At 36.2% G+C, this 20922-nt stretch carries 20 protein-coding genes and 2 pseudogenes; 12 read left to right on the top strand and 10 right to left on the bottom strand.

Annotated features, from left to right (window positions below; all coding sequences use genetic code 11):
* Window positions 1-8 precede the first annotated feature (8 nt).
* Both macA and ArsFIN_RS05990 read right to left on the bottom strand, forming a co-directional pair.
* The gene (gene macA / locus ArsFIN_RS05995; protein WP_026823308.1) at window positions 9-1112 is read right to left on the bottom strand and encodes a macrolide transporter subunit MacA; all 1104 of its coding nucleotides are present in this window, start codon (window positions 1110-1112) and stop codon (window positions 9-11) included.
* Window positions 1113-1227: 115 nt separating this feature from the next.
* A pseudogene (locus tag ArsFIN_RS05990) lies at window positions 1228-2889 on the bottom strand (DUF2813 domain-containing protein).
* 195 nt (window positions 2890-3084) lie between these two features.
* On the opposite strand from ArsFIN_RS05990, the gene ArsFIN_RS05985 reads away from it, so the two are divergent.
* From ArsFIN_RS05985 to artM, 7 genes are all read left to right on the top strand, one after another.
* Window positions 3085-3984 carry a lysine exporter LysO family protein gene (locus tag ArsFIN_RS05985; protein ID WP_026823309.1) on the top strand — a complete coding sequence of 300 codons (900 nt, stop codon included), beginning with the start codon at window positions 3085-3087 and terminating at the stop codon, window positions 3982-3984.
* 59 nt (window positions 3985-4043) lie between these two features.
* Entirely contained in the window at window positions 4044-5159 is a 1116-nt protein-coding gene (locus ArsFIN_RS05980) for an NAD(P)H-binding protein (RefSeq protein ID WP_407062023.1), read from the top strand.
* Window positions 5089-5493, top strand: coding sequence for a DUF2867 domain-containing protein (locus tag ArsFIN_RS28755; protein ID WP_407062022.1), 405 nt, complete (start codon window positions 5089-5091; stop codon window positions 5491-5493). Before ArsFIN_RS05980 ends, ArsFIN_RS28755 begins: the two co-directional genes overlap by 71 nt.
* A 127-nt stretch (window positions 5494-5620) precedes the next feature.
* Window positions 5621-6358: an arginine ABC transporter ATP-binding protein ArtP gene (artP, locus tag ArsFIN_RS05975; protein WP_026823310.1), complete on the top strand. Its 738-nt coding sequence runs from the start codon at window positions 5621-5623 to the stop codon at window positions 6356-6358.
* 10 nt (window positions 6359-6368) lie between these two features.
* Window positions 6369-7112 carry an arginine ABC transporter substrate-binding protein gene (artJ, locus tag ArsFIN_RS05970; RefSeq protein WP_026823311.1) on the top strand — a complete coding sequence of 248 codons (744 nt, stop codon included), beginning with the start codon at window positions 6369-6371 and terminating at the stop codon, window positions 7110-7112.
* Window positions 7113-7124: 12 nt separating this feature from the next.
* Window positions 7125-7865, top strand: a complete 741-nt coding sequence (gene artQ, locus ArsFIN_RS05965; protein WP_026823312.1) for an arginine ABC transporter permease ArtQ — start codon at window positions 7125-7127, stop codon at window positions 7863-7865.
* Window positions 7862-8527 (top strand): arginine ABC transporter permease ArtM, encoded by a 666-nt coding sequence (artM, locus tag ArsFIN_RS05960; RefSeq protein WP_026823313.1) that lies wholly within the window; start codon window positions 7862-7864, stop codon window positions 8525-8527. The genes artQ and artM overlap by 4 nt, the downstream gene beginning before the upstream one ends.
* Before the next feature lie 319 nt (window positions 8528-8846).
* Here artM and ArsFIN_RS05955 read toward each other — a convergent pair whose 3' ends face one another.
* The 3 genes from ArsFIN_RS05955 to ArsFIN_RS05945 form a co-directional block, all read right to left on the bottom strand.
* Window positions 8847-9485 carry a hypothetical protein gene (locus ArsFIN_RS05955; RefSeq protein ID WP_026823314.1) on the bottom strand — a complete coding sequence of 213 codons (639 nt, stop codon included), beginning with the start codon at window positions 9483-9485 and terminating at the stop codon, window positions 8847-8849.
* A gap of 227 nt (window positions 9486-9712) precedes the next feature.
* On the bottom strand, window positions 9713-10207 hold the full coding sequence (locus ArsFIN_RS05950; RefSeq protein WP_026823315.1) for a type III secretion system chaperone family protein: 495 nt from the start codon (window positions 10205-10207) through the stop codon (window positions 9713-9715).
* A 130-nt stretch (window positions 10208-10337) separates the two neighbouring features.
* On the bottom strand, window positions 10338-10667 hold the full coding sequence (locus tag ArsFIN_RS05945; protein WP_026823316.1) for a DUF1418 family protein: 330 nt from the start codon (window positions 10665-10667) through the stop codon (window positions 10338-10340).
* Between the two features lie 175 nt (window positions 10668-10842).
* Here ArsFIN_RS05945 and ArsFIN_RS05940 point away from each other — a divergent pair, with 175 nt between their 5' ends.
* Window positions 10843-11100 carry a GrxA family glutaredoxin gene (locus ArsFIN_RS05940; protein WP_026823317.1) on the top strand — a complete coding sequence of 86 codons (258 nt, stop codon included), beginning with the start codon at window positions 10843-10845 and terminating at the stop codon, window positions 11098-11100.
* A 215-nt stretch (window positions 11101-11315) separates the two neighbouring features.
* On the opposite strand, the gene ArsFIN_RS05935 is transcribed toward ArsFIN_RS05940, so the two are convergent.
* Window positions 11316-11750, bottom strand: coding sequence for a secondary thiamine-phosphate synthase enzyme YjbQ (locus ArsFIN_RS05935; RefSeq protein WP_026823318.1), 435 nt, complete (start codon window positions 11748-11750; stop codon window positions 11316-11318).
* A 161-nt stretch (window positions 11751-11911) separates the two neighbouring features.
* Between ArsFIN_RS05935 and ybjG the strand changes: the two genes are divergently transcribed.
* The 4 genes and pseudogenes from ybjG to ArsFIN_RS28540 all read left to right on the top strand — a co-directional run.
* Window positions 11912-12520 carry an undecaprenyl-diphosphate phosphatase gene (gene ybjG, locus ArsFIN_RS05930; protein WP_026823319.1) on the top strand — a complete coding sequence of 203 codons (609 nt, stop codon included), beginning with the start codon at window positions 11912-11914 and terminating at the stop codon, window positions 12518-12520.
* A 946-nt stretch (window positions 12521-13466) separates the two neighbouring features.
* Window positions 13467-14777 carry a serine/threonine transporter gene (locus tag ArsFIN_RS05925; protein ID WP_026823320.1) on the top strand — a complete coding sequence of 437 codons (1311 nt, stop codon included), beginning with the start codon at window positions 13467-13469 and terminating at the stop codon, window positions 14775-14777.
* 141 nt (window positions 14778-14918) lie between these two features.
* Window positions 14919-16286, top strand: coding sequence for an L-serine ammonia-lyase (locus tag ArsFIN_RS05920; RefSeq protein ID WP_026823321.1), 1368 nt, complete (start codon window positions 14919-14921; stop codon window positions 16284-16286).
* A gap of 206 nt (window positions 16287-16492) precedes the next feature.
* A pseudogene (locus tag ArsFIN_RS28540) lies at window positions 16493-16597 on the top strand (transposase DNA-binding-containing protein); the annotation flags it as partial.
* A 93-nt stretch (window positions 16598-16690) separates the two neighbouring features.
* Here ArsFIN_RS28540 and ArsFIN_RS05910 read toward each other — a convergent pair.
* From ArsFIN_RS05910 to ArsFIN_RS05895, 4 genes are all read right to left on the bottom strand, one after another.
* The gene (locus ArsFIN_RS05910; protein ID WP_034249870.1) at window positions 16691-16942 is read right to left on the bottom strand and encodes a hypothetical protein; all 252 of its coding nucleotides are present in this window, start codon (window positions 16940-16942) and stop codon (window positions 16691-16693) included.
* 52 nt (window positions 16943-16994) lie between these two features.
* Window positions 16995-18154 (bottom strand): IS3 family transposase gene (locus ArsFIN_RS05905; protein ID WP_135677411.1). Its coding sequence is split into 2 segments (ribosomal slippage): window positions 16995-17875 and window positions 17875-18154, totalling 1161 coding nucleotides; the frame shifts between segments, so codons are not numbered across the junction.
* A gap of 43 nt (window positions 18155-18197) precedes the next feature.
* Window positions 18198-19235 (bottom strand): hypothetical protein, encoded by a 1038-nt coding sequence (locus ArsFIN_RS05900; RefSeq protein ID WP_135677562.1) that lies wholly within the window; start codon window positions 19233-19235, stop codon window positions 18198-18200.
* A 320-nt stretch (window positions 19236-19555) separates the two neighbouring features.
* Entirely contained in the window at window positions 19556-20764 is a 1209-nt protein-coding gene (locus ArsFIN_RS05895) for a serine hydrolase (RefSeq protein WP_026823250.1), read from the bottom strand.
* Between the last annotated feature and the right edge of the window lie 158 nt (window positions 20765-20922).

Here is a 20922-nt window from a genome sequence, read left to right as displayed (position 1 = left end):
TTTGATGTCTAAGGGTTGGTAATGACCAAGTCACCTTCAGCAAGGCCGGAAACAATTTCAGCATCTTTATAATTTCGTGTGGCAACTTCGACTTGTTTTTCCACCTGTTGGCCATTTTCTAGTACCGCAACAGTGTATTGATTACCCGCAATGTTTTCTTTCAATGCAGATAGTGGCAAAAGCAATACATTTTTGTGTAATTCAAGTTGGATTTTAATTTGCGCAGTCATTTGTAGTTTTAAAATATGCTGCGAATTGGGAACTTCAAAGCGGGCATGATAAAAAATTGCATTATTTACTTCTTCCGGTGTAGGTAATATATCTTTCAAAATTCCATCAAAAGTTGTGTCTGGTGCACCAAGAATAGTAAAAGAAGCTTTTTGCCCAGGTTTAAGATTAATAATATCAGCTTCGGAAACTTGCGCTTTTACTAACATTGTATCCAAGTCTGCTAATGTCATAATGGTTGGCGCTTCCTGGGCAGCAATGACGGTTTGTCCCTGCAAGGTTTTAATGTTAGTCACAATCCCACTCATTGGCGCAGTAAGATGGGTATACTTCAGATTGGTTTTAGCGGTATTTAACGAGGCTTGATTGCGATTAATTTGGGCAATATAAATTTTTACCCGCGCTTTTTTAACCGCAACATCGGTTTTAACACGATCAAACTCCTGCCGTGAAATAGCCTGATGCTTTGCCAAATCAACATGGCGTTGATAAGTCATTTCTGCTAACTTCAATTCAGCACGGGCTAAGGCTAAATTAGCTTGCCGTTCACGCAGCGTTTCCTCTGATTCTTTCACCACATTTTGCGCATTTTGGGGATCGATTACTGCTAATAAATCCCCTTTTTTCACCATATCCCCCTCTTTGACATAAAGAGTCTGTAACTGGCCACTAACCTGAGCGCCAACATCTACCTTGCTAACCGCATCCAACTTGCCAGTAGCCAGTACATGTTTTTCGATATTTCCTCTCATTACGGGTACGGTTTGATAAGTTACCTTTTTAGGCAAATTAATTACATAAAACATCACAGCAGTAATGATAATGATTAATAACAACACAAGAGAAATTAATAAACGCTTTTTTTTAGTGCGAAGAAATTTCATACTAAAAATACCTTTTTTAATATGGAATAGGTTAAAAACTGTATAGCAATCTATTATCTGCCTTGACTAAAATTTGCAGACAAACGCCACAATATATTTATTGCTTACCTGTTTACTAAGATTTCCCTCTTGCTAACCAAGCAACACGTGAAAACATATTGCGTAGTAACGAAGGTATTGAATTAATGCCTTTTTCTGCCGCTCTATTGGCGACTTCAATTGCTAAGTCAGGTTTCGAAATTCGATGAATTGCTTTAATAATGACACGACGCGGTAATACCTTGCCATCATCTGGGATACCTGCAATTTGATGATAGATATCCCTGAAACCTTCACGATAAAGAAAATGCTCCATATCCAACGCAGGTAACATGGTTAGTCTATCTCGTGCCGTATCCTTGTTCTTCTCAGCATAAGCGATTACTGAACCTGCATATTGTCTGCCGGCATTATCACCATCAACTAACGTATGCCACTCGATGCCCATACTATTTGCAAACTTCAATAATGGCTTAATACCGCATTGCGCAAACTCAATCACTTTAACACCTTCTGACTCAAAATGATAATTACACTGGCGTGCCAATTCATTCATCAACCAAATTTCGGTCTCACCTTCAACTAATAACCAACAGCGCGCAAATAGCGCTGAAGGGCGATTAAAGCGGATATGAAATGAGAGACGTCTCATATCTTCAAGTGATAACTTACTGGTTTTTAATCGAAAAGCAGCCACTCGATTTGAGTTACGCACTAAGCGGCATACATTTTTCAATGGAACTTGTGAAAGTAATTCACCTGAATTAGTTGAACTAATACGCTGTAATGGAAAAAGATTTAACAGGCGCCAGGCAATCGAAAGCATAATAGGGTGTAAACGCGTTTCTGGATCTTCAATAATCAGGATAGGCCTGGCATAGCGAGCTAGTTGCAGATCACCTTGTAATTGCAAAAAAGAGGAAAAAATCTGCCAAATAATTAATTTAATATGCTGTTGTTCAGGTTTAGCCACGATACGATTTATATCCTCTAGCACCCGCCAACCTCTTCTATTAGGTAAGCTATAGGCAATATTTGACTGATCTTGTCGATGAGATAAGTGGGTATTTTGTTCGGCAAAATAATAACCCAGCAACTGTTGCAGTACCACAAAACCTTCCTCTGCCTCTTTATGAGACAATTTTCGTGATGCTTGCATTAACGCTTAAGCCAATTGCTGTAACTGGTTGGCAAATTTAACAGCTAGTTTTTTATAGTCAGTAGCATACAATGTAGTCGCTGTAGGATGTAAAAAGCGGGCATCTCTTAGACGTAGTACTGGATATAGTCGAATAATCTGCTGGATATATTTATTATTATCATTTAAAACCAACTTATTACCCTGCTTATCTAAAAAACATCGTTCAGTGGCCACAATATTATTCTGTTGTTCTGCACTCACCCGATAATAAATACGTTTGTATTCATCATCTCCTTTAATCCATAACGGTAATAAATGCTTAAAACGACTTACTTTATGATTATTTGGCTGGTTTTCACAAAAAACTAAAATTATTTGTAGATTATTGATTTGTTCATCTGTAGCAACCAAGTGATGAAAATCATGCTGATTAAATTGATATAATGGTTGCCTTGGTGATAATAGAATAGTCAACGCATCTAACAAGCTTGACTTACCCCAAGTATTTTCACCAATTAACACGGTATTATGATCCAGTGTTAATGAAAGCCGATTTATCCCACGAAAACCAGAAATTTCCACTTGTTGCAAATACATGATTATCCTCTTTATATATTAGCAATAGCCCCTGGATAATGCTGTGAGCAATGAATTACGTTTAAAATATTATTCTGTAATATTGCGCCTATTTTGAGTCTGTTATAAAATATTTATTATTATTTTGCCTATCTTTTTCACATTATTTCCACAAAATCATTCCCATAAAAGCGTTAATTGTAATAAGGATGGACTATGTATTCAGGACTGCTTATCATTCTTTTACCGTTAACAGTAGGCTATTTATTTCGCTTTAAAAATAAGAAAATTTTAGCGCTTACACATCGCCTATTAGGCGCTATGGTTTACATTATCCTATTTTTAATGGGCATCACACTGGCGTTATTAGATAATATTAGTACTCATCTTACGTCAATTTTTATCTATACAATGGTTTTCTTTTGTTGCACCTTTGCCGCTAACCTAATTGCTTTACTACTATTGGATAAATTGTTGCCGTGGAAAATCGATAAACGTGAAACCAATAAGCCTCTCTCTCGATTAAAAATGATTTTAAGCTCACTACTACTGTGTGGCGTATTAATACTCGGTTTCTTACTAGGATTAACAAAGTGGCCATTTTTATCCTATGCCAAATATGGTACTGAAGTTACACTTATCTGTTTATTATTATTGGTGGGTTGCCATTTACGTAATAGTGGGATGTATCTGCGACAAATTTTAATTAATTTCAGAGGAGCGGCGATTGCGCTGATTGTTGCCATCAGCGCGCTGCTTGGTGGCATTTTGGCTGCAGTTTTATTAGGTCTACCGACTAAAGTGGGATTAGCGATTGCTGCCGGTTACGGTTGGTATTCTCTAACGGGTATACTACTTACCGATGCTTACGGACCGGTTATTGGTAGTACCGCTTTCTTTAACGATCTAATGCGTGAATTAGCGGCAATTATGCTTATTCCCATTATTATCAATCAATTTCGTTCTACGGCATTAGGGATTTGTGGCTCAACATCAATGGACTTTACGCTACCCATATTACAACGTAGCGGAGGGGTGTCTATTGTACCTGCTGCCATTGTCCACGGTTTTGTACTAAGTCTATTGACGCCATTACTGATCGCCTTCTTCACCTAATAGCGAATAACTAGCTGGATTTACTAGCAAAATGCCCTGGCTCAAATAGGTAACCCTATATGGATAAAAAACGGATTTTAGTACTCGGTGCTAACGGTTATATTGGTCAAAATCTGATCCCAGAGTTAATCAAACAAGGGCATATAATCACCGCAGCAACGCGTCGACTTGATTGGGTTGAAGCACAAAATTGGCCAAATACTCAATGCTGTTATGTTGATTTACTCGCACCAAAAACCTTAAACAATATTATGACTGATATTGATATTGTTTACTTTCTGGTTCACAGTATGGCGGCGAATAATAATCTTATTGAACAAGAATGCCTGGCTGCTCAGAATGTTAAACATGTACTTGAGCAATCTAAAGTAAAACAAGTTATCTATTTAAGTGCCCTACAACACGCTTCCTGTCATTCACAACATCTTATTGCCCGTAAACTGACGGGAGAAATCTTACGTGAAAGTAAAATTCCGGTGACAGAAATTCGGGCGCCCATTATTATTGGAGCGGGCTCAGTGCCTTATGAAATAATTCGGGATATGACTTACAACTTATTAATTCTTACTCCCCCACGTTGGGTAAGGTCAAAATCTTGTCCTATTGCTTTAAAAAATATGCTGTACTATCTGACACAATTGATAGCCCACTCAACGAATCAGCATCGCATCCTTGATGCGGGAGGACCTGAATATATTGATTATCAAACACTATTCAAGCGCTTTATGCGCATCAGCGGTAAATATCGACCAATTATCCCCCTGCCTATTCCAATTCGATTAATTTCTATTCATTTCATTAGCTTAATAACTTCAGTATCTCCCTTAATTAGCAAAAGTTTAATTCAGGGGCTACAGTACAATTTGCCCGCTAATGATCAAGCGTTAAAACAGCTTATTCCGCAAAAATTACTTAGTGTTGATGAAGCAGTTAAACAAGCGTTTATCGACTCGCATAATGCCATTAATAAAGCGGATTGGGGGTCAGATCCAACGCTAAAAACACATTGGTGTACCAAATATAGCTATTATCCGAAAGATGCCGGTTTTACGCTAACAACTACTGCCACTAGCTATACTATTTGGCAAATCGTGCAACAAATTGGTGGCAAAAGAGGATATTTTTACGCCAATATTTTATGGCAATATTTTATGGCAATTACGCGCCCGCATTGATGATTTAATGCGCAACAAAGTAAAATATGGCCGTCCTAAACGTGAAACATTATATTTAGGTGACATGATTGATAGCTGGAAAGTTATTAGTATTAAACCTAAGCATCAATTAACACTCTTATTTGGTATGAAAGCGCCGGGACTCGGCCGTTTAACCTTTACTATTCAGGATTGTGGCAAACATCGAACACTTGATGTCAGAGCGTGGTGGCACCCGGCCGGTTTTTTCGGTCTAATCTATTGGCTAATTATGACCCCAATTCACCGTTTTATTTTCAAAGGAATGGCGCAAAAAATTAATAAAATTGCATTAAAAATGAATAAAAATGATTAAAGTTATTTTATAAAGGAAAAATAACCCTAAAATATAGCAATATTAGACTTTTTAAAAACAACATATTGCATAATTATTTCAGTAAGATTATTATTAACCCACTTGTTTATTTATTCAGATTTTTAGCATGAGTATTCAATTAAACCAAATTAATTGCTTTTATGGTGAAGAGCAAGCACTACACGATATCAATTTGACATGTGAAACGGGTGAAACGATGGTACTACTTGGTCCAAGTGGTGCTGGCAAAAGCTCATTATTACGGGTGTTCAATTTACTGCAAATGCCCCGCTCTGGTCAACTTGACATTGTAGGCTATCATTTTGATTTCTCACGCCAACCAAAAAGCCATGAAATTCGCGCCCTAAGACAAAAAGTCGGTATGGTATTTCAACAATATAACTTATGGCCTCATTTAACCGTAATCGAAAATCTGATTGAGGCCCCTTGCTTAGTTTTAGGTTTAACCAAAGCAATAGCTAAACAAAAAGCGGAAAACTTATTGGATCGCTTGCGGCTAACTGAATTTGCTAATCGCTTCCCGTTGCATCTTTCTGGTGGGCAACAACAACGAGTAGCTATTGCTCGAGCATTAATGATGGAGCCTGAAATATTATTATTTGATGAGCCAACAGCGGCTCTCGATCCTGAAATTACAACTCAAGTGGTTAGTATTATACAAGAATTATCAAAAACAGGTATTACCCAACTGATTGTGACTCATGAAATTGATTTTGCTCGTAAAACAGCAAGCAAAATCGTGTATATGGAAAAAGGGGCAATTGTGGAGCAAGGCAATATTGATCGTTTAACTAAACCACAAACTCAAGGCTTGACAAATTATCTATCCCATTCATCTAATTGAGAATACCTTAATGAAAAAATCATTGTTAGCGATTATCTTATGCAGCCTGTCCTTACCGATACTAGCCACTACAAAAGAGACGATACGCTTTGCAACTGAAGCAACTTATGCCCCATTTGAATCAATCGATGCCAATAATAATATTGTCGGGTTTGATATTGATCTGGCGAATGCAATATGCAAAAAGCTTGATGCTAACTGTACATTTACTCACCAATCTTTTGATAGCTTAATCCCCAGTTTAAAGATGCGCCGCTTTGATGCATTGATAGCTGGAATTGATATTACGCCAGAGCGGCAAAAACAGGTTAATTTTACTGATACTTATTACAATAATTCAGCAACATTTATCGCAGTAAAAAATAAGATTAATAAAATATCATTATTAAAAGGTAAAAAAATTGGCGTGCAAAATGGCACCACTCATCAAAAATATATCATTCAACAGCATAAAGAGATGCAAGCTGTCCCGTATGATAATTACCAAACGGCAATCCTAGATTTACAAAATGGCCGGATAGATGCGGTGTTTGGTGATACTGCTGTCACGACGGAATGGCTAAAAACCAAAGGTAATGAAAACCTTGCAGCTGTAGGTGAAAAAGTAACAGATGCTAATTATTTTGGTGTAGGTCTTGCTATTGCGGTACGTAAAGGAAATAAAACGCTGCTAGATAAATTAAATAAAGCGTTGGCACAAGTAAAACAAGATGGCAGTTATGATGTTATTTACCAAAAATGGTTACAAAAATAGTCGATTATCGCGATGAATAATCTGTTATTTCTAATAAATGCTGCCGGCTTAACACTTACTCTCGCCGGCGCCGCTTTGATTCTAGGGCTGCTATTAGCCATGTTATTTACTGCTTGGGAATCTATCCGCTGGCGGCCCGTGGCCTTGCTTGGTTCTTGCTGGGTGACTTTAATTCGCGGATTACCAGAATTGTTAGTTGTCCTGTTCGTTTACTATGGCACATTACAATTTATTATGTTGTTAGGTGATGGCATTGATATTAATATCATTTTCTGGCATACAACCTGGCAAGTCGATCCTGAATGGTTCTTCCCGCAAAATAATCAATTCGATTTTATTCCTTTTTTTTGTGGTGTCTTTGCCCTTGCTCTACTCTATGCTGCCTATGCATCCCAAACCTTAAGAGGCGCTCTAAAAGCGATACCATCCGGCCAATGGCAATCAGGCCAAGCCTTGGGTCTCAATCGGAATGTTATTTTTTTGCGGCTGATCATGCCGCAAATGTGGCGTCACGCTTTACCTGGCTTAGGCAATCAATGGCTAGTATTGCTAAAAGATACCGCCTTGGTTTCTCTGATCAGCGTAAACGACTTAATGTTGCAAACTAAAAGTATCGTTAATCGTACTCAGGAACCTTTCACTTGGTACTTAATTGTGGCATTGATCTACCTAGCTATCACCCTGGTAAGTCAATTTATTTTACGGCGGATTGAACTACGCACAACCCAGTTTGAACGGGGAGTCGCAAAATGATCGATTTAATCATTTCATTACTGCCAGGCCTACCAACCAGTCTATCACTAACATTATGTGCATTACTTATTGCCTTTTCGTTAGCGCTATTCTTGACTATCATTTTGTCGTTAAAAACAGCAATTTTTTCATCCATAATTAAAGGTTACATTACCCTATTTACTGGTACCCCTTTGCTAGTTCAATTTTTTCTGATTTACTATGGACCCGGTCAATTTCCCGCACTAAGAGATTACCCTGCTTTATGGGCATTGATTTCTACTCCATGGATTTGTGCCTTGCTGGCATTAGCCCTAAATAGTGCCGCCTATTCCACTCTATTATTTCATGGTGCAGTAAAAGCAATTCCTAAAACTAGCTGGCAAGCCTGTCAGGCGCTAGGTATGTCAAATCATCAAACCCTAAGAATTATTTTACCTTATGCGCTTAAACGTGCGCTTTCCTCCTATTCCAATGAGGTAATTCTTATATTTAAAAGCACATCACTAGCTAGTACCATAACGCTATTAGAAATTATGGGATATAGCCAACAAATTTTTGGCCAAACTTATAATGTTGATGTTTTTATTGCGGCGGGAATTATATATCTGTGCGTAAATGGCATCTTAACCTTATTAATGCGTTATCTAGAAAAATACGCGTTATCTTTTGAAAAAACCTAACCAAATAAATCTCGCTTTCGACTAAAGAAAACGAGATTTATTATGATGTTAATTAATAAAGCTAATGCTTTATTGCATTCTAAGGGCGCTAATCTTTAACGTCTAAAATTTATGATTTATAGATATCAATAACATTAAACGCCACTTGATAAACATTGTTTTATTTTAATGCGATTAACCATTGAATGACGGTGAGTTGTGATAATCAGAACGACTCCATCCGCAAGATAGCAGCGTGCCTGAGCTGTAAAGAAAAAATTATGGCAAAATTTATCGTTTTCTTCGTTTCTTAAATCAGTGGAAGAGATTGTTTTTTATACTAAACCTCTTCTGTATATTTGGTTTGTATCGGACATATTTCAGCCATAGTTTTTCCTTGGGCTAATTTACCGTCTAATTTATTTGGGTCAGGTAAAAAATCAGAGAAAATTTTTATTTTAATTCCTTTGCCAACAGCTTCTTCTAATTCGCTGAGGGTAACGCTACCGCCACCAAAAGCTAAAAAACATCCATTCTTACTTGCCGCATATACCATATAAGAATTACCTGAATCATCCAGAACTTTCCAGCTGTTATCCGGATCCTTTATTTGAATAACACTCTGACAATTTTTTGCTAGGCTATTTGTTGGCGCTTGCTGTGAAACAATTCCCAAGGTACATACGCCTAAATTTTTAGCAATATCATAGACACAGCCAATACCATCAGAAGTCGCACCTGCAACGATGAGTAAATTATGGATCCCATGCTCATCAATATGTTGTTTTATCTCTTTTGTTATATATTTATGTAATTTTTCGGTATCTTTATATCCCATTGCAGAAAATCCACTAAAAACCAATACAAATTTACTTTCAATTTTTTTATCAATTTCTACTTTTACTGGATCAAGGTGATGATTGGATGTAACGGAAGATTCAATATTTTTGACACTAGCAGATTCCAATGAACTAAGCATATTCAAATCCCTTTTAGCATGTAGTTATTAGTCGAAAATTATTGGCTAGATAAGGTGCAAATGCAGTGGTAGTAAGAATAAAAAGAATCTAGCAAAATAGTTATACTTTTTAAAGTAATAAAAAGGCTGAAATGTATTTGTATTCCTATAATATTTGTATATATAAACTAGGAAACGCATTAACCACTCATATGAATGGCAGATGCTATTAGATCTTTTTTTATAATTTAATGTAGTAGAAAGCGGGCAGGCAAGGTTTGCTCAGATAGCTCTTCATCTTCTATATCTTCTTGACCACTATAAAGCAGATCATTGTTATAAACTTCAAAAATAATAGCAGCCATCTGTTCTTCTGCTTGCTGAAGAAAACTGGAGAATTGGTTACATGTCATTCCCGCCAACAAGGGAAAAGACTGACTAACAACTAATTTAGGCAAATTTTCATCATTAATTTCCATAAATGCTTTCGCCGTTAATGAACTAGCATTAATTTGGCTTAAATTTGCCAATAGGGTAATAATCGATGTCGGTTTGAGTTCAGCCAAAACCGAGAAAACTAATATGTTTTCAACAATCTCAACTTTTGCATCGAAAATACCATCAATATTTTGCATATGAGGCAAATGCAATGCCTGGCAATTATCACATTCAAAATACGATGTTTTGAGTTGAACAAGCCACTCTCGCAATTTAGCTATGTCAGGGAAACAAATCGAATCCATTAATTAACCTTTTTTACATATAATAGCAATAATTTCACCTATAAAAATTCGCTATCTATTGTCGCAAACCAAAAACAGACCATATTTTATCATGTTAAATCATATTTAACGAGCCATTCTAACCCATAATTTAATCCACCTTACGATGATTACACGGCTTAGCTTTTATTTTACGTGGGTTATGTTGCGAACTATTTTTATGTTGATCAATGCCAAAAAAACTAAGCTTAGGCAGTGCTCGCCAAACAATATTAATGATTGCTGGTATCATGCAACCTACTGCTAACATAATCATAGCAAGCAAAACACCTTTTTTCATAAATAAAGCAGCTATTTCAATATAGTTATTTATCACTAAATAGACCAATAACAATAATAGTATGCCAATAACTTCGAGTATTATCACAATTTTTGGCATATCACCGAAAGAACGCATAGCCGATAATTTTTTTTTGCTCATAACAAATCTATGTTTCCTTTTAAAAAACGCTATCCTGTTATATTAGGTCATTATTAACATCTCAAATAAGAATAAGAATAAGAATAAGAATAAATTGTGCTTTTTTTCATGCTAACTATAGGCATTTTAATTGATATTGTAGACAATAGATAAAAATTTAATTGAAGGAGATGTGATGTTTACTGTCATTTTCGGTCGCTCTAGTTGCCCCTACTGTGTCCGTGCACAAGCACTAGCAGAAAAATTAAAACATGAACGTGATGATTTTGATTATAATTATGTCGATATAGAAGCGGAGGGGATTACTAAAGCTGATTTAGCGAAAAAAGCGGGTAAACCTGTTAATACAGTTCCTCAAATTTTTATTGATGAACAACATATTGGTGGTTGTACTGATTTTGAAGCCTACGCGGAAGAACATTTACTTTCTTAACCAACTGATTTTAATAAAATTATTTATTATCTTATCTATTAAGTTTTAGGCACAAATCACAAAAGCATTTTTTGGCAAAAAATGCTTTTTTTCTTTTATAAGAACTTTATGAATAATAAATAGTCATAACTTATGCCACTGCTTTTATTTGAATGTCCCCAAATTATTGAGGAATCCGATAGTTTAAATTATGTCCTATTTAAACTATCGGTTTTTTATTTGTCGCTATCTAATTGACCTTGCAGAGTTACAATAATTTTACGTTCGCCACCATGATTGCGGTGTTCACAGAGGTAAATCCCTTGCCATGCTCCCATATTGAACTGACCATTGGTAACTGGAATAACTAAACTACTTCCTAGTAAGCTACTCTTCAAATGTGCCGGCATATCATCACTTCCCTCGCAAGTATGCTGATAATAATATTCATTTTCTTTAACAATTCGATTAAAATAGCTTTCAAAATCAGTTTGGACACTTGGATCTGCACTTTCATTGATGGTTAACGATGCAGAAGTATGTTGAATAAAAAGATGGGCAATACCCACTGCTATTCGACTAATTTCAGGTAGTTGTCGCATAATTTCGGCTGTAATCAAATGAAATCCTCGTGGGCGAGAACACAATTTAATTTGCTTCTGGTACCACATAGTATCTCCCTAGCAAAATAGTGAATGCCATTAGTTTTATTTAATAAACAAATAAGTTTTGTATAAATATCACCAAACTTACTTTACCCTATATAAAAGACATTTTACCCTTGGCTATCTAATATAAATGATCATGATAGATATTTGATGAGGACTCTACCTTGCTAAACGATATTAACTTAAGTTTGTTTAGTTTTATTAATGCCACCCCAATTACATCCATTAGTACACTAACGCTGGCAATTTTTTTGGCTAAGCGACTCATTCTCATATTTCCTTTAATTACTATTGCCTGCTGGTTTTGGGGTAGAGCGGGAAATTTAGTTTGCCAAAGAGTTTTTGTCTGTAAAACCGCTCTTGCACTTATTGTAGGTTTAGCTATTTCCGGTTTTATTGGCGTCATTTTTCCACTAGAGCGACCTTTTGTGTTGGGGATAGGTCAACATTTTCTTGCTCATGCCCCTACCCCCTCTTTTCCCAGTAATCATGCTACTATTGCTTTTATCTTTGCCTTTGGCTTTTTATTCTGGTTAAGAAATTGGATTGGGCTGTTGTTATTTATACCGGCTTTCACCATTGCGTGGGCTAGAATTTTTCTCGGGGTACATTGGCCTTTAGATATGGTAGGGGCATTTTTAGTTGCTATTATGGCTTGTGGAATTAGTCAAACAATTTGGGAATTAGGTGGTCATAAATTACTACCATATATCATAAAAGCTTATCAAATCCTATTCGCTCCTTTAATTAAAAAGGGTTGGATCAGAGGTTGAATACAAAAATAATTTAAATAAATCCATAAATCGCCTCTATTAATTTAAAAATTTGCCAATTTTAAAGAGGCTATTTTATGATTCAGCATTTTAAATAGCTTAAATCAATAGATAATTATTTATGATAAGTATCACCTAAATAAAATAACATAATCAGATTTTACTAAAATAGAATTAAAGGTTGCTAGATTTAATATTTATACCATTTATCTTTTAAATTTACGCCACTAATTTATAATGGTTATATCTTAAAAGGAAATTATTTCTTTATGAAATCAAAATAACAAGTTAATAAATATAAACTATTTTTCGTACAAAAGTAAAAAAATAATAATATTATGTTTAAAATGAAATCAGAAAATGGCAAGCAATAAATCCATTAATAATTATAAATAAGTAAAACCGCTAAATATTATTAGTAAATTGTCCGTTTATTTATATACATTACAAAATTAATAAGAATCTTTTTATTAAAATTTGAGCTGATTAACTGAATGATTAATCATATTTATTAAAACAACTTTAAGCACTATAAACTAAGAACTGCCAAAATTTAACAAAATAAAAACAAAAAACATTATATTGTTTAACAACAAACTATAGATTATTATACTTTTGGGACTCCGATCACGGAATTTTATGCCAACAAATAATAATATTTGCGCCTGAAAAACTAAAATATAATTTCAATATATAAAAAAACAAATAAAATTGATTCTAAACAGTATTGTAATAATGACACTAAACCATAATGTGGTATAGTATTGCAATTAGCCTTTACTAGAATAATCAATTACTTTATTTACATAAATTCTAACTATATATTTTTGTTTCTGTAGATAAAGCATGTTGTATAAATATACCTGCAATCATAATTATATTGACCGGTTTTCATACATTAAAAAATTACTATTTTTGTTTCTTGTTTTATATTTTGGAGATTACCATGGATACAACTCGAGTTGATTCCATCACTTCCTCATATGCACACCAGGACGTAAAAGTTTGGCGTAAAAGTGATACAGTTTGGATGTTAGGTTTATACGGCACCGCAATTGGTGCTGGAGTTCTCTTTTTGCCTATTAATGCAGGTATGAGTGGCCTATTGCCCGTCATTCTAATGACGTTGCTCGCTTTTCCAATGGCCTTTTTTTCCCATCGCGGTTTAACTCGTTTTGTATTATCCGGATCAAAACCTAATGGCGATATTACTGAGGTTGTAGAAGAACATTTTGGCCGTTCAGCGGGTAATTGGATCACGCTGCTCTATTTTTTTGCTATTTATCCTATCTTATTAGTTTATGGCGTATCGATTACCAACAATGTCGAGAATTTCATCGTTGAACTCCTCGGTTTTAATGCTCCACCACGCTGGCTATTAGCACTCATTCTTGTCGGTAGTATTATGGCTATTGTTAGCCTAGGTGAAAAATACATAGTGAAAATAATGAGCATGCTAGTATTTCCGTTTATTGCGGTGCTGGTGATATTTTCTCTCTATATGATCCCACATTGGCATGGTGCTGCATTAGAAACGCTTTCATTGTCCAATATTAACATGGATAGTGCTGAAAATAACCAAAGTATGTTGGTTACAATTTGGTTAACCATTCCTGTTATGGTTTTTGCCTTTAACCATTCACCCATTATTTCTGCTTTCGCTGTTGCCAATCGTAAAGAATATGGCTCGCATGCTGATCAAAAATCTTCGCGAATTTTAGCTTCAGCACATATTTTAATGGTATTAACGGTAATGTTTTTCGTTTTTAGCTGTGTATTTACCTTATCTCCAGCTGATCTGGTAAAAGCAAAAGCGGCAAACATCAGTATCCTCGACTATTTATCTGGTTATTTCGATAAACCTTTTATTAAATATGCCGCTTCACTCATTGCTTTTGTTGCGATTATAAAATCGTTCCTAGGGCATTATCTTGGTGCTCGTGAAGGTTTTAATGGTTTGGTTGAACGTGCTTATCGAGCAAAAGGTAAAACAATTAATATTCAAAAACTAAATAAAGCGACTGCGATTTTTATGTTAGTCACTACCTGGTTAGTTGCTACTTTAAATCCAAGCATTCTGAGCATTATTGAAAGTTTAGGTGGGCCGGTTATTGCCATTCTATTGTTCATGATGCCAATGTATGCCATTAGCAAAATACCCGCTATGCGGAAGTATTCTGGTCACATTAGTAATATTTTTGTGGTCATTGTCGGTATTATCGCTATTTCAGCTGCAGTATATAAATTATTTCTTTAACGTTTAACGATTTTGGGATGGCTTTCATTATCTGGAATGAATTAGCTTTCCCAAATATCATAAGACCGGAATATTAACTTCAACGCGTCAGCCAGCCTATTACTAAAAAATTAGCGCCTTTAACAAGGAGGCGAATAAAATATGAGTAGTGTTTTTGATATTTTTAAAATTGGCATTGGCCCATCCAGTTCTCATACTGTCGGGCCAATGAAAGCCGGGAAACAATTTGTTGATGATTTAATCGAAAAAGAGATGCTGACCACGGTAAAGCGTATTAGCGTTGATGTTTATGGCTCATTATCTTTAACCGGGAAAGGGCATGCCACTGATATTGCCATTATCATGGGATTAGCTGGTAATTTACCTGATACTGTGGCTATCGATTCTATCTCTACTTTCGTTAAAAATGTTGAACAAACTCAGCGCTTATCTCTTGCCAATGGACAACATGAGGTAAATTTCCCTCGCCAAGGAGGGATGAACTTTCATACCACTAATCTGCCACTTCATGAAAATGGTATGGTAATTACTGCTTACGCAGATGAAGATACACTGTACAGTAAAACCTATTACTCGATTGGCGGTGGTTTTATCGTTGATGAAGAGCATTTTGGTCAAGAAAGTCGGTCGTCTGTTAAACTACCTTATCCATACAAATCCGCTGCTGATTTACAACAGCACTGCAAAGATACCGGCCTTTCACTTTCGGCCTTGGTTATGCAAAATGAATTAGCATTGCGTTCTAAAGAAGAAATCCAAACTCATTTCGATACAGTCTGGCAGGTTATGCAACAAGCTATTGAACGTGGTGTCAATACCGAAGGTTTATTACCAGGCCCACTTCGGGTACCACGCCGGGCTGCAGCATTAAGAAGAATGTTAGTCACCTCCGATAATACAACAACGGATCCCATGGCGGTGGTTGATTGGATCAATATGTTTGCCTTGGCAGTTAATGAAGAAAATGCGGCAGGTGGACGAGTGGTTACCGCGCCAACCAATGGCGCTTGTGGTATTATTCCAGCAGTACTTTCTTATTATGATAAATTCATTCGTCCTATTAACGAAAATTCATCTACCCGCTTCTTTTTGGTTGCCGGCGTTATCGGCACCCTTTATAAAATGAATGCTTCAATTTCTGGTGCTGAGGTCGGTTGTCAAGGTGAAGTAGGTGTTGCTTGTTCTATGGCCGCAGCAGCGCTAACTGAATTAATGGGCGGTAGTCCTGCCCAAGTCTGTATCGCAGCTGAAATTGGCATGGAGCATCATCTTGGCCTCACTTGTGATCCGGTTGGTGGTCAAGTCCAGGTTCCCTGTATTGAGCGTAATGCAATTGCAGCAGTTCAGGCGGTTAATGCGGCCCGAATGGCTATACGTCGGGTCAGTGATCCGCGCGTTTGCTTGGATAAAGTGATTGAAACCATGTATGAAACCGGCAAAGATATGAATGCCAAATATCGAGAAACTTCACAAGGTGGATTAGCGATTAAAATTACTTATTGCGATTGAATTAATTAAAAAACGATTACCGCAATTAAAATAGTAAGCCAGTTTGAACAATCTGTTTCTTATACAAAAGTCCCTTACTTAATGTGAGGGCTTTTTGCATTAAATATTCTCCATACAATCAGATCTTAAAAGTATTCAATTTAAAGATTTCTGAAATGATTAAAAACAATGATGAATGAGCTACAGCACAATTTCGTCAGGCTAGCCTGAGTGATCTAAGAGGAACGATAAGGCGAGTAAAAATAGCTTCAAACTTAGCTCAACACTCTGATAAATCCATTGTTAAATCTTCATCATCACCAGCCAGTATGTAAAACTGTCTCTTAAACGCAAGTCTTGTTCAAGAGACAGGCTTTAATAACTGACTTATTTGATACTAATAAATTATTTTATTCGCTCTTGCGTCAACAATCTGGCACAAACATGGGTGGGTTTTGAGTGAATTTAAGCTCTGTAAAATATGTATTAGCAGTTGAATCTTGATTTTTAAATCCTGATATCACTTGGCTCAACCGTTCTGTGCTGTTACTAAATACACTTTGCCTAAGAGACAATGTATTACCATCTCCAGTATTGTTAATAGACATCCGTGTTACAAAAGTTGTCTGATTGTAAATAACCGTTTCAGATCGCTGGACTTCTACTTTTGGCGTCACTGGCGACAGTGTCTCCTTCGGAGTGTAATGGTCAACAAATTCTGTAGAAGATCTAAGCGGCATTTTTTAGTTCATGATATTTTTGATGTGGCGTTAAATAACCAATCGTTGAATGGCGTCGATAATAATTGTAAAACTGAATATAATTTTCAACTTCACAGACAACAGATTGATGATTCATAAACGATAAACGGTTAAGTCTTTCTGTCTTTAAACTCCTAAAAAATCTTTCCATCACGGCATTATCGAGGCAATTACCTCGCCGACTCATGCTTTGAGTTATTTTCCGTTCAAAGAGGTGCGCCCTAAACTCCTCCGATGAATATTGGCAACCTTGATCTGAATGGAACATCAAACTTGTCGTATCCGGTAATTGCCGTTCAATTGCGTTATCTAAGGCTTCTTTCACTAATTTCGAATCCGGTTTTGTTGATAAGGCATAACCAATAATTTCTTTGGTGGCTAAATCCAACACACAGGCTAAATAGCTCCACCCATAGTGATGTCTAATATACGTGATATCCCCGACATAATAGTGATTATGCTGTTCAGGGGAAAATTGTCGTTTAAGCAAATTAGGGGCATATCGATGTTCGTTACCCGATGAGTGATAGTAGTGCTTTTTCGTTGGTCTAATTGCAACTAATTGATTTAATTTCATGATGTTCGATATTTTATAAGTGCCAATTTGGTGCCCTAAACCCTTTAACTCGGCTTGAATACGTCTTTTGCCATAAATTTGACCCGATGTATAAAAAATACGTTTGATTTCGCCACACAGTCTTTCATTTTCAACTGTCGGTATTTTCGTTTCATAATAAAAACTACTGCTGCTTACTTCAAAAAGATGGCATAACTCAGTGACCGTAAAATTGGGGTACATGATTTTCAGTTGCTTCACGATTTTGAGTTTTGATTGTCGAGGATGAAGTAAGCCGCGGCTTTTTTTAATATGTCATTATCCCTCTGAGCACGCTTAAGTTGAACTTCTAATTCTTGTATGCGCTGTTGCTCGGGTGTTAACGCTTTTGATTTTACAGGCGTATTCCCATTTAACTCGGCAAGATATTGTTGCTTCCATCGTGATACGGCAGATTTACCCGCACCGGATATTTTTTCAACTTGGATATTGCTATATCCACCTTCAACCATGAGTTTTGCATATTCCAGTTTTTGCTTTCCGCTAAAGGTTACTTTTACTTTTCGGGTCATATTTATACCTATAAGATTTTGCTTAATTATAAGCTATAAATCTCTACAGTTTTATTAGACCACTACAATCCTTAATGATTGAATGACTGCTCTCTTTAGCCGTTTGTTTAATCGTATTCTTTTTTTCGGCACTGACATCGTCTATCTTGGTAATACCATACTGTTCCGCTGTTGTCTTAATATCGTTCTCTTTACCCGCTATTACATCCTTAATGATTGAATAACTGCTCTCTTTAGCCGTCTGTTTAAGCGTATTTTTTTCACCAGCAGTAACCTCGCCAATCTCTGCATTACCGTGTTTTTCCGCTGTTGTCTTAATATCGTTATCTTTACCCGCTATTACCTCCTTAATGATTGAATGACTGCTCTCTTTAGCCGTTTGTTTAAGCCTATTCTTTTCACCAGCAGTAACCTCGCCAATCTCTGCATTACCGTGTTTTTCCGCTGTTGTCTTAATATCGTTATCTTTACCCGCTATTACCTCCTTAATGATTGAATGACTGCTCTCTTTAGCCGTTTGTTTAAGCCTATTCTTTTCACCAGCAGTAACCTCGCCCATCTCTGCATTACCGTGTTTTTCCGCTGTTGTCTTAATATCGTTCTCTTTACCCGCTCTTACATGCTTAATGGTTGAATGGCCGCTCTCTTTAGCCGTCTGTTTAAGCGTATTTTTTTCACCAGCAGTAACCTCGCCCATCTCTGCATTACCGTGTTTTTCCGCTGTTGCTGTAATATCGTTGCCTTTACCCGCTGTTACATGCTTAATGGTTGAATGGCCGCTCTCTTTAACTGTCTGTTTTATCGTATTGTCGGCATTGGCGGTAACATTACCTATCTGTGCTTCACCATGCTGTTTTGCTAGTAGCGTAATATTGTTCTTTTTATCAGCGGTGACATTGCCTATCCGCGACTTACCACCATCCGTGACGACTATATTAATGTTGTTAATACCTATAGTTGTTACTGCCCTTTCATTATCATTTATTATTACAGAGGGGTCGAATTTTAATTTTTGCTTTTTTTTATTTTTAATCTCTCCTTTTAATTTATAATTTCTGACTTTGAATCTATTTGTATCCATTATACAAACTCCACCATAAGATTTTATCTAATAAAAATAGGGAATGCGGAATAACTTTCGATTAATCCGAAATAATTAGTCGACAAAATTAAAATAAGTTAATTAATGCATAATTATTTATTGTTTAATTATGTCGAAAGCAATTATGAGTTAATTAATTTAATGTCACAATGAAGTTTGTCTGTAAATAAAAAAGTAAATTTATATAAAAAAATAATTAAATATAAAGCTAATTTAATCAGCTTATATTTAGTTTACTTTCATTATATATAATTATAAAAAAAAGACCGATAGGTCTTTTTTATCTTTTAATAATTAAACTAACCAAATAATGCCTTCCACCAGCTGGAAATTGTCACGACAATATAGTCCCATACTCGACTCAAAAATCCACCTTGATCTATCGCTTGTTTCACTACCAATGGACGTTTATCAATCAATTGATCGTTTAAAAAGAAATTAATTGTCCCTACCACCTGATTTTTTCTTAACGGCGCTTTGAGATAATCAGAGTTCAGGCTATAGGTCGTTTTTAAGTCTTGTTCTCTTCCTTTTGGGATGGTTATCGCTGCATCTTTTTCAGTTCCCAATAAAACCGTAGACCGATTACCATACCATACCTTTTCAGTCGTAAAGGGCTTATCTGCCGTTATAGGAATAACCGTTGTAAAAAAACGAAATCCCCAATTTAGCAGCTTTTCACTTTCGGTAAAACGAATGCGATCACTCCCTGCGCCCAACACCACAGCAATCAATCGCATCGGGCCATTCGTTGCCGATGTGATAAGATTATACCCTGCGCCACTAGTATGACCGGTCTTAACCCCATCCACCTGTAAGTTTTTGCTCCACAATAAACGATTGCGATTAAATTGCTTAATTTTATTGTAAGTAAACACTTTTTCGCCGTGTAATAGATACTCATCCGGTACATCTCTAATTAGAGCCTGGGTTAATATCGCCATATCATGGGCAGTACTGAATTGGCCTTCTGAATCCAAGCCGTGTACGGTCTTAAAATGCGTATTTTTTAATCCTAATGAGGTAACATACTGGTTCATGAGATCGACAAAAACAGTTTGACTACCGGCGACGTAATCCGCCAATGCAATACAAGCATCATTACCAGATTGAATGACAATACCACGATTTAAGTCCAGCACCGAAACCCTATCGCCCGGTTTTAAAAACATTAAAGAAGAGCCGTGTAAAACAGGATTACCTGTTGCCCAAGCATCTTCTCCCACAGTAACCAGATCATTAACACTAATTTTACCTGCTTTAATCGCTTGACCCACCACATAACTAGTCATAATTTTTGTTAAGCTAGCTGGATCTAAACGTTCATCTGGATTGTTGGCTGTTAAAACTTTGCCACTATGATAATCCATTAACACATAAGCTTTTACATCAAGTTGGGGGGTAACCTGCGGTCCATCAGCATAAACATTTATCGGGAAAACAAAAATAAATAATAGACTTAATCCATTTGTCAAACGGTTAATTTTTGTCATCAAGCTCTGTTTCATTATCGATCTCCCGCGCTTTCTGATTAAAATATATTAAGTATGCTACTATAAAGCGCTTATAACGATTAAAGTTAGCTAAAATGCATAAACAATATTGCTATCTTTGATCTGCCACACAAACTGAGGTAGGAAAATAGGTTGTTAACTGTTTCAATAAA

It is taken from the genome of Arsenophonus nasoniae (assembly GCF_004768525.1).
In the GTDB taxonomy this organism is placed as follows: domain Bacteria; phylum Pseudomonadota; class Gammaproteobacteria; order Enterobacterales; family Enterobacteriaceae; genus Arsenophonus; species Arsenophonus nasoniae.
Note: the sequence above shows the minus strand (reverse complement) of the source record. Positions and strands in the feature narration are given on the sequence as shown.